The following is a 13,286-nucleotide window of genomic DNA, read 5'->3' as shown; positions in this document are numbered from 1 at the left end:
AACACCAATGGAAAAACCTATAATCGCCGACGTAGCTCCCAAGCCAGTTAAAATAGAAGAGGGGAAGACATACGCGTGGTGCGCATGTGGAAAGTCAGATAATCAACCGTTTTGTGATGGTTCACACGGAGGGACAGCATTCACACCGGTTGTTTTCAAAGCAGGTGAAACTAAAACAGCTTATCTATGTATGTGTAAGCACACCAGTAATCCGGGGTTTTGCGACGGAAGTCACAAATCATTGTGATCACCAGGTCGCATGATCCAGATTCGCATCTACCACAGTGGTTGAATCTGCAACGATCTTAAAAGGTTGACAGTAACATTGATCAGGGCATTGTAATACGTCGCATACCACACTATCACCATCTCGCAGAAAGAGACTATAGGTGCCTGCTCTTAAAATAATGGTATATGATCCGTTTTTATCTGATCTCACACTGTCTATTAACAGTTCCGGTTGGAAATCTTTGCTCAGCTCGGTAATTAATACTGTGTTGGAAATAGGCCTGGGCTCACAAGGTGGTATGCCTGGTCCGGGCATACAGTTACCCTCATAAATTCCAATTGTGCCCTTAAGCTCTCCATATTGCTCATTACTTTTTTGAGCCACACATGATTGAATGGTAAACAAGGAAACAAATAAAATTGTAGTTAACTTCTTAATCATCTTTGCTTTTGCTATTTCGATTGATTATTTCACAATTTATCAATATTCATCTACTAAATTCTAACATTGGTCGATAGAACGAAACATTTATTATCATTTGATAATACAGTTATGTCTTCAATAAGTACAAATATTAAATCTCTCATTCTGTTTCTGATGATTTAAAGGAATATTATTCTTTTAATATTTATTATACGATATAATATATCGATTTTGATTTTGTTAATCAAAGTTTATTGGAAGTCCGAAAAATAATGCCTTATATTCGTCGGATTAATTAGAAACCTAATCGTATTATTATGAGAAGATTAAAGCGATTGGTGAGGGCTATGATCAGTCCTTTCACCTCTCCTCCCTGACATGTATTGTCCTCTTGCTCCAGAGTCAAAAATGGAGCTTCAGCCAGCCCTGAATTTTATTTTTTAACTAATCGTATTACGTATTATGAGAAGAACCGAGCGACTCGTAAAGGCATTGTTGCTAGCCTTTATTGCGTCCACTACTACAACTTTTGCCCAAACCTTACAACAGCGGCAGGAGATCAGCAGCAAGTATGACAAATCAAAACTCACCCAACTAAAACAAGATTTCCGACAGAAAGAGGAAAATCGAAGATCTCAAGCCATTAATATGGCTTCCATGAGAGGTTGGGAAATTTTAAAACCTAATTCGGATGGATCGGTAGATGAATTGGTAGCTGTTTCAAAAGATGGTCACCCAATTTATTACTCCATTTTTAATGCAGATGCGGCCCGATCCACTCGAGCAAATCACCTGAACATTGGTGGCTCACTGGGTCTAAATCTTGACGGTCAGAATATGACTGCTCATGTTTGGGATGGTGGTCCTACCAGGGTTACGCATCAGGAGTTTGACGGTCCTGGGGGAAATAACCGGGTGTCTATCAATGATGGAGTAACAGGCTTAAATGGAAATAGTTTCCATGCCCAGCACGTAACGGGAACAATCGTTGCTTCTGGTGTGCAAGCACAAGCCAAAGGAATGGCACCACAAGCAGATGCACTGACGCATGACTGGAACAACGACCTGTCTGAAGCTACTGCTGAAGCAGCTTCTGGAATGTTGATTTCCAATCACTCTTATGGATACAGGGCCGATCTTGTACCTGATTGGTACTTTGGAGCCTACATAGATGAAACCAGAGACTGGGATAATTTGATGTATAACTCGCCCTATTACCTGATGGTGGTGGCAGCAGGAAACGACGGAAACGATAACTCATCTAACGGAAGTCCACTCGCAGGTGCATCATCTTATGACAAGCTAACAGGACATTCTACTGCTAAGAACAACATGGTAGTGGCCAATGGTCAGGATGCCAATGTGAATAATGATGGTAGCTTCAATTCTGTTACTATTAACAGTAGCAGTAGTGAAGGTCCAACTGATGATTATCGAATCAAGCCGGATATTACCGGAAACGGTACTGGTGTTTATTCAACTTATGACAATAGTGATCAGGCGTACAACTCCATCAGTGGTACTTCCATGGCATCTCCAAACGTAACCGGAACCTTGCTACTTCTACAGCAGCACTACAACAATGTGAATGGATCATTCATGCGTGCGGCCACTCTGAAAGGACTTGCACTCCATACGGCCGATGATGCTGGTATTTCAGGTCCTGATGCCGTTTATGGCTGGGGGCTTTTGAATGCAAAAGCAGCTGCGGAAGTGATCAGCTCCAATGGAGGAGCATCAATTGTTTCTGAGCTTACACTAAGTCCCGGACAGACCTATACACTGAATGTTGATTCAGATGGTAGCAGCCCACTTTTAGCTTCCATATCATGGACAGATCCAGCCGGAACCGCAAACAGTGGTACTACTAATGACGGTACTCCCGTTTTGGTAAATGATTTAGATATCCGAGTTTCTCAGGGAGGAACCACCTACAATCCTTACCGATTGACAGGTGTGAACTCTAACGGAACTGGAGACAATACAGTGGATCCCTACGAGCGAATTGACATTGCAAGTGCTACAGGATCATACACGATTACTGTTACTCACAAAGGATCATTGAGTGGTGGCAGCCAGGATTACTCGTTGGTAGTAACCGGACTGGGAGCATCACAACCGTGTACCGCTACTACGCCAACCGGATTATCTGCTTCCAGCGTAGGATCATCTACAGCATCACTTTCATGGAATGCCGTATCAGGTGCAACATATGATGTGAGATATCGTGAATCAGGTACTTCAACCTGGACAACAGAATCTTCTTCAGGTGCATCGGCTAGCCTTTCCGGATTAACTCCAGAAACAAGCTATGAGGCACAGGTGAGAAGTAAGTGTTCCGATGGATCTAATTCATCTTATTCCAGCTCTGTAAACTTTACAACAACTGAAGTTCAACTGAACTATTGCTCATCCAACGGAAACAATACTAGTGATGAGTATATCAGCAGGGTACAAGTTGGGTCAATTGACAATAGCACTGGAGCTTCATCAGGTGGCTATGGCGACTTTACTGGTCAGTCTACTGATCTGGCGAAGAATGCTTCTGTAAGTATTACTATAACACCAACCTGGACAGGAACGGTTTATAACGAAGCTTATAGTGTATGGATTGATTACAACAAGGATGGTGATTTTACTGATTCTGGTGAGCAGGTGTGGACACAAAGTGCGACACAAAATTCTCCTGTATCCGGAAGCTTTACCGTGCCAAGTGGTGCCACTGAAGGAAACACCCGAATGAGGGTTTCTATGAAGTACAATGGTATTCCAACAGCATGTGAGTCTTTCCAATATGGAGAAGTTGAGGACTATACTGTGAATATTACAGGAAGTACCGGAGATACACAGGCACCAACTGTGCCGACCAATCTTTCTGCTTCCAATGTGACTCAAACTTCCTTAACACTAAACTGGACAGCTTCTTCTGACAATGTAGGAGTTACCGAGTATGATGTGTATCAGGGTAGCTCGAACATTGGTTCAGTTACCGGCACTAGCGCGAATGTCACTGGTTTGTCTGCTGGCACTTCATACACATTCACGGTAAGAGCGAAGGACGCTGCAGGTAATGAGTCAGCAGCCAGCAACCCATTGAATGTAACCACTCAGAGTGCAGGTATGACCTGTTCTTCCACTGTGACCCTTCCATACGCTGAAGGATTCGAAAGTGGTGACGGGTGGACTCAGGTTTCTGGCGATGATGGAAACTGGGTTCGAGATGCAAACGGCACACCTTCATCAGGAACAGGACCAAGCTCAGCTACAGAAGGATCATACTACATGTTCCTTGAAGCATCTACTAATGGAAGTACCGGACAGATTGGTAGCAATGCAACTGCTATCCTTGAAAGTCCATGCATTAATCTATCAGGTGAAAGCGCAGCTACATTCTCATTCCAATACCACATGTATGGAAACAACGTAGGCTCTTTGGTGGTACAGGCTTCAACTGACGGAAATAACTGGACAAACATTTGGTCACTTTCTGGTAATCAGGGTAATTCATGGCAAGGAGCAAACATCAACCTATCTTCTTATTTGGGAGGTGATGTGAAGCTGCGAATGGTGGGAACAACCGGAAACGGATGGTCTAGTGATATCGCCATCGACGATCTTTCTGTAACAGATGGCACGGTGAGTGATACTGACGTAACTCTGACTATTGTACTAGACAACTATCCGGAAGAAACCAGCTGGGAGATTCGAGATGGAAGCACAGTCGTTGCTTCTGGTGGAACATATGGTTCTCAGCCAGATGGATCTACAGTGACTGAAGTGATCACTCTGGCGGATGGTTGCTATGATTTCGTGATCAATGATACGTATGGAGATGGTATTTGCTGCTCTTACGGAAGTGGATCTTATAGTCTTACAGATGGTAGTACGACGCTGGCATCAGGTGGAGCCTTCGGTTCTAGTGAGACGACCAACTTCTGTGTAGGTGGAGCAACTTCATCTTACGCTGTGCAATCATCTTCTTCTGTAGGAATGGCGGTGAGAGTAAGTATGTATCCAAACTATCAGGTAGAAGATCGATTGACCATTTCATCTACTCGAAATGAGGTTTCGTATACGATTACCAACTTGAATGGTCAGGCGGTTGACAGAGGTCAGCTATCTGATGGCAAAGTATATGTTGGTAACCTAAACGCAGGTATGTATATGATTCATCTTAAGGATGAGGGCGGAAAAGCAATCATGAAGAAGTTCGTGAAGAAATAATTCAGTCATAACCTAGTCGTATAAAAGCCCTGTTCCGTTCATTCGGGATGGGGCTTTTTTTAATTGTGCATTCTGATGGTAATCACAATCCGACCATGTGTTGTATCTTCATTGTATGAATTTGAAAGTGCCTCCTGTCGTTATCTTTTTTCTAGGCCTTGGGATCATTTTTGGTGTCTATTATTTGATGCCCAATTTGACATACTCCTTCCCTTACCAAACATTAATATCCAGAATCTTTCTGGCGTTGGGTGTGCTGGTAGTATTTTCCGGAATCATTGCGTTTCGAATGAAAAGAACCACTGCAGATCCTTTACATCCTGAAAAAGCTTCCTTCCTGGTTACAACTGGGATTTATCAGTACACCCGAAACCCGATGTATTTGGGGATGGCATTTGTGCTGATTGGAGGAATCATTCGAATTGGAAATCCACTTAGTTTAATAGGGGTGATTTTTTTTATCTGGTATTTGGATCGGTTTCAGGTCAGGCCAGAGGAAGAGGCACTGAAAAAACACTTTGGTGAAGAGTTTGAGCAGTATCGCGAAAATGTAAGGAGGTGGATGTAGCCGTACTTAATTTCACATCAAAACAATTTATTCAAAACATAATTCTCTATCAATATGTGACCCATAATTTCATGGCTTGTAAAAAGAAATAGCCGAACTAATAAGCTCGGCTAAGTTCATTTTTTAAGCTGAATCACTCCATTCTCAAGGCCTCTGATGGGTTTATGTTCGATATTTTTAGTGACTGAATGGTGATAGATACAAATGTCACAGCCAGTACTGCCATGCCGGAGGTAATGAACATCCAAACTCCTAAATTAATCTTATAAGCAAAATCATTTAACCAATCATGTAGCAACCACCATGCAATAGGGGAGGCAACAAGCGTAGCAATACCTATTAGTATCAGGAATTTTCTAGCCACAAGGAAAATGATGTTTATGGAGGAGGAGCCAAGGACTTTTCGAATCCCCATCTCTTTAAATCGTTTTTGGATGACCAGCCTGGTTAATGCGAGCAAACCCAGCCACGCGATGAAAAGTGAAAAGCCTGCAGCGTAGTTAATAATGGAACTGTACCGCTTTTCTTCTTTATATTTATCATTCAGGATATCATTGACATATTTCATTTCAAAGGGTAAATCCCCGAGCGTAGTTTTCCAAGCTTCTTCGACAGCATCTGCTGTACTGGCTGCATTTCCGGGAGCCACTTTGATCATCACAGTAAAGAGTTGAGGAGGCCATACGTAGGCAGAGATTCCAGACACTCCTTCCCAGATGTAATCAATATCGGTGGCTAGAATCAGCGGAGCTACTTCCGTATGGAGTGAGTTGAAGTTAAAATCTTTTACCACACCGATAATTTCATGGCTTCTTTTGAAATCTTTGCCAGGAATCTGTTTGCCAATCGGGTTTTCCCATCCCATTTTCTTCACTAATGCTTCGTTAACGATGATAGCTTTACCATTATCGTCAGTTCTAAAATCCCGACCGGCAATTAATTCCATGCCCATGGTTTCGAGGTATTCGGGGGTTACAAGGTTGAAGTTGGCACTAAGCAATGATTCATCCTCCTGTTCGAAGCGGAAAGTCGTCCAGCGAACGGATAGGGTAGTCATGGTTGCCGCGGTACTAACAATATCTGTGCTTTTGCTTAGCTCATTTCTAAATAAATCGTAAGCTTTGGCTGCATTTTCTTCATCAGCATTGCTCGGGAGTTCTACTTCTATCAGTTGATTTTTATCAAATCCTAGCAATTTATTTGTCACAAAGTTCATCTGACTTTTAAAAGCGATTGTCCCAATGATCAGTGCTACGCAGAAAGTAAACTGAATAATAATCATTACATTCCTTGTCAGGCTGCTGCCACCCACAGAAAGTGTCCCTTTAAGTGCATTAGTTGTTTTTAGTCTCAGTATGACTCCAGAAGATATGCCACTCGATATGATGGAAACTGTACCAATGAGAATAAGTATAAAGCCAATAAGCTCAGCACTTAACCTGAAAGCGAGCGTGCCGTTTGTCAGTTGGTTGAACGTGGGGATGAAGTGGTAAGTAGCCACGAGTGCCACAAGCGTAGCAATAGTTGCTAAGACTAGCACTTCTAGTAGTAGCTGTGACGATAGTTGCCTTTTGTGGGCACCCATGGTTTTGCGAATGCCAAATTCCTTGATTCTATTGAGCGACTGGCTGCTGGTGAGCATAATGAAATTCAGTACCGCTATCACCAAGACCAACAAGCAAAGTCCTATTAGAATATAGACATAATCGGGATTGTAGGTTTTGGCTTCACCATCTCCATCGTATTCATTGCTCAACCAGTAGAGTGAGCTTATAGGCTGCAACTTAATTTCTACGCGATCTTCTTCAGGTCCGACATTGGCAACTCTTTCATACGTCTCAGTGAGAAGTTCTTCCAGTGCCGTGACATTTTCTTTCGGGTCAAATTTTATGTAAGTCTCCAGGTATGAAACATCGTAATTATTTAGAAAGGACTTGTCTGTAATAAGGTTGTCAATGTGATCCATGTGGATTGCTAAATCAAAGGGGATGCTACTCAAGTCTTCTATAGGATCTGCAACCGCAGAGACAACAAAAGTGTATTCATTATTACCCACAATTAGGTTTATTTCTTCTCCTATGGGGTTGGATGCACCGAAATATTTCTCGGCCATTTTGGGACTCATTACTACTTGTGAAATGTTGGTGAGGGGTTGTTCTTCATTTCCTTCAACGATCGGGAATGAAAACATTTGGAAGAAGTCTGGATCCACGAGAGTTATCCTTTCCGTGAAAGTTTCTGATCCTTTCCTTACATAGCCAGAGCCAGACAAAAGACGTGTAATGTATTGGATGGAAGGAATCTCATTTTCAAAATCAATGGCGAGCTTATTACTTGTAGTTACACTTTTGGATACGACCTCATTCGTTTCTCGGTTTATTTTCTCTTTTGTAAAACGGAAGATGGACTCATGTTCATGGTGAAAAGAGTCATGTTCCACTGCATTTTGTACATAGAAAAAGACTAGCAGACCAAACATGATGCTGAGAGCCAGACCCAACACATTGATTAGTGAGTAAAACTTGTATTTGCGCATGTTTCGTAGCGCCAGTAGTAGATTGATTCGTAACATAGCCTTATTTATTAATTGAGTTTTTGAGTTTCGTAATAGAATTCCAGGTCTGAAAAAGCGAACCGCATTCCATAGCAGCCTCCGGTTCGATTTGATTCTTGAAAAGCGCTCTTTGTCTTTCAGGTATTGCTCCCAGATGTCTCCGACGATGCTTTCAACAAGCTGCGGTGGACAATAAAAATTAATCAACCTGATGATCCACTTTGGTGGCTCCATGCTAAAAAGCGGTGAACTTCAGGTCAGGAATCAAGGACCATAATTGCTGACGTTGCTCTTTCAGTGATTGAAGCATTTCCAGGCCAACATTCGTCACTGTGAATATCCGCTTTCTTCTTCCTCCACGCATGTTGGAAGCGCCCCCCATCTCTGAGGTAACATAGCCCTTGTCTTCCATCCGGTAGAGGGTTACATGTACAGCACTTAGGTTTACCTCGCGCCCGATCTTTTCACTGATTTCATCTACGATTGCATTTCCATAGGCATTTTCTCCCAGCAAAGCCACCATTGTCAGCACCAGTTCTTCAAATTCACCCAGGTATTCTTTTTTCATTACTATATATTTTGTCAAAGTTATACGCATTTGTATATACTTTGTTTAAGAAATATGTTTTTATGTATAAAAAAAGCCGAACCAACTGGTCCGGCTGTAATTTTGGAAATGTCTCAGAATGCCATAAGAGACTATTCCTCTCCCGGCAAATTCAAGGTATCGGGTCCTTCTTTTACCCAGTAGAAATCCGGCGCTTTCTTTTGACGAGGATACATCTCGTCAAGTGTGTTTCCGTTATAAAGCCTACCGTTTTTCATTACATGTGTGATGGTATTAGAGTTTCGGATATTCTCCAGTGGGTTCTTATCCATAATGACCAGATCAGCAAGCTTCCCTGCTTCAATAGAGCCAAGATCCTTACTTAGTCCAATGGCTTTTGCACCCAGAATGGTAGCAACCTTTAATGCATCAAGCTCCGGCATGCCCCCAGACTGTGTAGCCCATAGTTCCCAGTGGTAGCCCAGTCCTTGTAGTTGTCCGTGAGAGCCAACTCCGGCAATACCTCCTGCTTTCACCAGATCACCTACAAACTCACTGTGGCGAGGAAAGATGTGTTCTTCTTCTATGAACCAGGCTCCTCTTCTGCGTGACTTCTGATCCAACTCTCGTTTCGGAGTAAAGAAGTTGATTTTTGCATCTCCCTGTACGTCTTCCGTAGAGTAGTAGTATTCCTCAGCCCACGGTCCTCCGTAGGATACCAAAAGGGTAGGGGTGTAAGCCATTTGTGCTTCAGCCGTCAATGAAAGTACATCGTTATAGATTGGATAGATCGGGTAAGAATGTTCATGCCCGGGGTATCCATCGATCAACTGGGTCATGTTGAGTTTCATATCCAATGCTCCTTCTGTGGTAGGCATCAGCTTTTGTTCTTTAGCTGCCTGGATGATCCACTGTCGGTGCTGACGGTTACCCGTGATGTACATCTTAATCGTTTTGGTATTGAAATATTCAGAGTATTGCTTCAATACATTCTGTGCATGTTCCAGGCTTTTGATATTGTAATACCAAAAGCCAACTCCCGGTCCGGTAGAGTACACTCTAGGTCCCAGAATGTCTCCGGTCTCTACCATGTCAGAATAAGTAAGTACATCCGTTGTTGCTGTTTGGGGATCACGTGTAGTGGTCACGCCATAGGCTAGATTAGCTGCATACACCCACACCTGGTTTTTGTGTAGTCCCCAATTGGGCCACATGTGTGCGTGTGTATCTACAAAACCCGGAGTAATGGTTTTTCCACTCATATCCATTACTTGTGCATTTCCGGCATCAATAGACCCGGAAGCTCCCACAGCTTTGATGCGGGCATTCTCGATCAGGATATCTCCATTCTCAATTACCTCATCACCATTCATAGTAATGATGCGTGCTCCTTTAAGAAGAACAGTTCCCTCTGGAACATCCTTTTCAACTTCTACTTTTATACGAATTTCATTTGGCTTGTAGCCTTCGTCCTCTTCCTCGTCATCGCTGTTTTCTTCATCATCGCCTTCTTTGTTTTCATCTGAGGAGTTATCCTCATCTTCCTCACCATCTTCACCTTCCTCATCTTCTCCCTCTTTCGATTCTTCCTTCTTTTTCTTTTTCTCTTCTGCCTCTTTTTTCTTCTTCTCCTCCAGTTCTTTATTTACTCGCTTCGCCTCTTCCAGATCATAAGCGAAATAAGCATTGCCAAGAGTGAAGTTTACCGTGTTTCCGTCACTATTCCAGTGAGCAAATTCTCCACCGAAAGTGGTGAGCTTCCAGCTTGGGAAAGCAGCATTGTCAGGACTAGAAACTGAGATTGAAACAGTTTCGGCACCTATTGGAGGCACAGTTACCACATATACATCATTGTTGATTTTTGCCAATGCTTTATCACCTCGTGGAGCCATTAAGATGTATTCTGCATTACTTGGTTTACGTCGTGGCTCAGTAGGTCCACCATTCATGAGCATACCGTGATCATGGATCAGCGCAGGGTAAGTCATGATTCCGGAAACTTTTAGATGCTCTTTTTCATCGGTACCATCCCAACGCATGGAGATCAACCCTTTGCCACCGTGATACATATAAACCCGATTATCACTTTCAACGAAGTGAGGTAAGTCTCTGCCACTGGCTGCTTTGATCTTGTTTACATTTCCACCATCTGCACTAATCCAGCCAATGTTTTCCTGGGCCCGGAATGCAAACGGACCAATGGCATCCTCATATGCTTTGGATGTACCATATAAGAAAGCAATTCGATTGGACTTTTTATCCCATGTCAGGCTGGTATACACTCCACTTTGATTGGTAAGCTTCGTTTGTCTACCACCGGAGGCTCTTACCTTGTAGATGTATCCTTTGTCTCCTTTCCAGGTAGAGAATGCGATCATGGATCCATCCGGTGACCAGGTAGGCATGGCCTCTGTAAAATCGTTTTTGGTTACACGCTTCGGTGTGCCATTTGGGTAATCCATCACATACAGTCTGTTCAAAACAGTAAAAGCGATTTTGGATCCGTCTGGTGATCGCTGTGCATCACGAATCTGATTGGCAATCATTTTGGCACTATCATAAATTGGATAGTCAAATTTGACTCTTGGCCCAAAGTCTAGCTCTTCATCTACTTCAAATGGAATTTCAGTTGCTTGACCACCATTGATAGGGATGCGCCAGATTTTGCCTCCGTATGAAGCAATCACAGCTTGGTTATCAGGAGTAAATGACATGGCCGGGTACACACCCAGTCTGGCTCTGGATTCCTGGTCATCTCTTCGAACCGGATATGCGAGCCAGCTTTCTTCTCCGGTTTGCAGGTTTCTTTTTCTAAGTCCTGTTTCGGTATTGTAACGTGATGCATACACCAGCCACTTACCGTCTGAGGATAGCGTGGGAGCGAATGCAGAACCGTATTGATTGGTTTGTGTCGCTATTTCACCGGTTTCTCTGTCATAGGTAGCGATTTGATATTGAGGCATCTGTGCATTGTAATTCCAAGCACCATTTCTTCGTGAGAACCACAGGTAGCGGTCATCGTTTCCGAATGCCGGCTCTATGGTCTGTAGTCCATCCGGCTCTTTTATGATTTGGATACCACCACCACCGTCTTTGTGGTACATGTGCATTTTCAATGTTCGAATGCCTTTTGCTGCAAAAATGTATTTCCCGTCATTTGACCATTCGGCAGCCTGATAGTATTTGTCTGAGTCTTTAGTTATCTGATTAGGCTCGGCTTCTTCATCCGTCAAATCCAGTGTCCAGATATTTTCTGATCCACTTCTGTCTGAAGAGAAGACAATCGAATTTCCATCGGGACTATATCTTGGATGATCATCAAAAGCCATTCCCTCAGTAATACGTGTAGCTTTTCCTCCGGTGATTGGAAGCGTATAAAGGTCACCCATCATATCGAAGATGATTTCCTGTCCGTTAGGATGAACGTCCAATGAGATCCAGGTACCTTCGGTCGTTTTTAATCGAAGGGATCGCTCAGGTTCAAGCGGAAGTTCTTTGGTGGCTTTCTTTTCTTTCGTTGAGTCAGATTCAGATTTTTTGTCCTCTTGGGCAAATAGGATAGTCACACCCAGAATGAGTAGGATTAATAGTAAATTTCGCATAGGTATTATGTTGGATTGGGTCTCAAGATATTTGAAAATGTTGGATAGCGCTATAAAAGTTACATGAGCGGATGGATTAAGAAATTATCAAATACTAGCTACAATGTTTATCAGAGTGTACTTATTCCTATTTTAGTGATAGGTAATATTATGACATGAAAAACATTGGAGTATTTACTTCCGGAGGAGACGCACCAGGCATGAATGCCTGTGTAAGAGCAGTCGTTCGTTCGGGAATTAGTCTGGGATTGAATGTATATGGCATCCGCTATGGATACAACGGCATCATCAGTGGGGACATGAGTCTTATGAAATCTCATTCGGTGAGTAATATCTTGCAAAAAGGGGGAACGATCCTGAAGTCGGCCCGCAGTGAAGAGTTTAAAACGAAAGAAGGACGCAAGAAGGCGTACGAGCAACTCAAAGCCAAAGGCATTGACGGCCTGGTGGCTATCGGAGGGGATGGGACGTTTACCGGGGCGAATATTTTTTATGAAGAATATGGAATTCCTACAGTTGGTGCACCAGGCACGATCGATAATGATCTGTATGGGTCGGATTACACCATTGGGTTTGATACAGCCGTAAACACTGCACTGGAGGCAATAGACAAAATACGAGACACGGCTAATTCACATGATCGGGTGTTTTTCATTGAAGTGATGGGACGTCATTCCGGGTACATTGCGATCCATTCTGGAATAGGTGGGGGAGCGGAGCTGGTAATGGTGCCGGAAACATCTACTACGATTCAGGATGTAATCGATACACTGAATAAAGGCAGAGACAAGGAAAAAACCTCTGCAATCGTGATTGTAGCAGAGGGCGATGAGCAGGGCAATGCGCACGAGATCGCTAATAAGGTCATGCAAAAGCTTCCTAAGTTGGATATTCGTGTATCCACATTAGGACACCTGCAAAGAGGAGGATCGCCTACCTCATTGGATCGGATTCTGGCTTCCCGATTAGGTTTGGCGGCTGTAGAAGGGTTGGTAGATGGAAAATCCAATGTGATGGCAGGTATCATCGATGACAAGGTGGTTTACACCAGCTTCAAACTGGCCATCAGTAAAACCAAGCCGATCAATAGCGAGCTCATGCGATTGGTCGAAGTGATGAATCATTGATTTTTCTGTTAG

At 43.1% G+C, this 13,286-nt stretch carries 8 protein-coding genes; 4 read left to right on the top strand and 4 right to left on the bottom strand.

Translation table 11 applies throughout. The annotated features are described in order from the left end of the window. The first annotated feature begins 7 nt into the window (after positions 1–7). A complete protein-coding gene (locus ACOQON_RS11230) occupies positions 8–247 on the top strand; it encodes a CDGSH iron-sulfur domain-containing protein (protein WP_420575507.1) in 240 nt (79 codons plus the stop codon). Here the strand turns inward: ACOQON_RS11230 and ACOQON_RS11225 are convergent, their stop codons facing one another. Next, positions 248–670, bottom strand: a complete 423-nt coding sequence (locus tag ACOQON_RS11225) for a hypothetical protein (protein WP_420575506.1) — start codon at positions 668–670, stop codon at positions 248–250. 444 nt (positions 671–1,114) lie between these two features. On the opposite strand from ACOQON_RS11225, the gene ACOQON_RS11220 reads away from it, so the two are divergent. After that, on the top strand, positions 1,115–4,876 hold the full coding sequence (locus ACOQON_RS11220) for a S8 family serine peptidase (protein WP_420575505.1): 3,762 nt from the start codon (positions 1,115–1,117) through the stop codon (positions 4,874–4,876). A gap of 115 nt (positions 4,877–4,991) precedes the next feature. After that, the gene (locus tag ACOQON_RS11215; RefSeq protein WP_420575504.1) at positions 4,992–5,444 is read left to right on the top strand and encodes a methyltransferase family protein; all 453 of its coding nucleotides are present in this window, start codon (positions 4,992–4,994) and stop codon (positions 5,442–5,444) included. 133 nt (positions 5,445–5,577) lie between these two features. Here the strand turns inward: ACOQON_RS11215 and ACOQON_RS11210 are convergent, their stop codons facing one another. From ACOQON_RS11210 to ACOQON_RS11200, 3 genes are all read right to left on the bottom strand, one after another. Then, the gene (locus ACOQON_RS11210) at positions 5,578–8,232 is read right to left on the bottom strand and encodes an ABC transporter permease (protein WP_420575503.1); all 2,655 of its coding nucleotides are present in this window, start codon (positions 8,230–8,232) and stop codon (positions 5,578–5,580) included. A gap of 1 nt (position 8,233) precedes the next feature. Then, the gene (locus ACOQON_RS11205) at positions 8,234–8,566 is read right to left on the bottom strand and encodes a PadR family transcriptional regulator (RefSeq protein WP_420575502.1); all 333 of its coding nucleotides are present in this window, start codon (positions 8,564–8,566) and stop codon (positions 8,234–8,236) included. A gap of 131 nt (positions 8,567–8,697) precedes the next feature. Then, entirely contained in the window at positions 8,698–12,147 is a 3,450-nt protein-coding gene (locus ACOQON_RS11200) for an amidohydrolase family protein (RefSeq protein ID WP_420575501.1), read from the bottom strand. A 155-nt stretch (positions 12,148–12,302) separates the two neighbouring features. On the opposite strand from ACOQON_RS11200, the gene pfkA reads away from it, so the two are divergent. Continuing rightward, on the top strand, positions 12,303–13,274 hold the full coding sequence (gene pfkA, locus ACOQON_RS11195; RefSeq protein ID WP_420575500.1) for a 6-phosphofructokinase: 972 nt from the start codon (positions 12,303–12,305) through the stop codon (positions 13,272–13,274). The last annotated feature ends 12 nt before the right edge of the window (positions 13,275–13,286 follow it).

The organism is Ekhidna sp. (genome assembly GCF_965221965.1).
Classification (GTDB): domain Bacteria; phylum Bacteroidota; class Bacteroidia; order Cytophagales; family Cyclobacteriaceae; genus Ekhidna.
The sequence above is the reverse complement of the archived record's forward strand: the minus strand, read 5'-3'. Positions and strand labels throughout refer to the sequence as shown.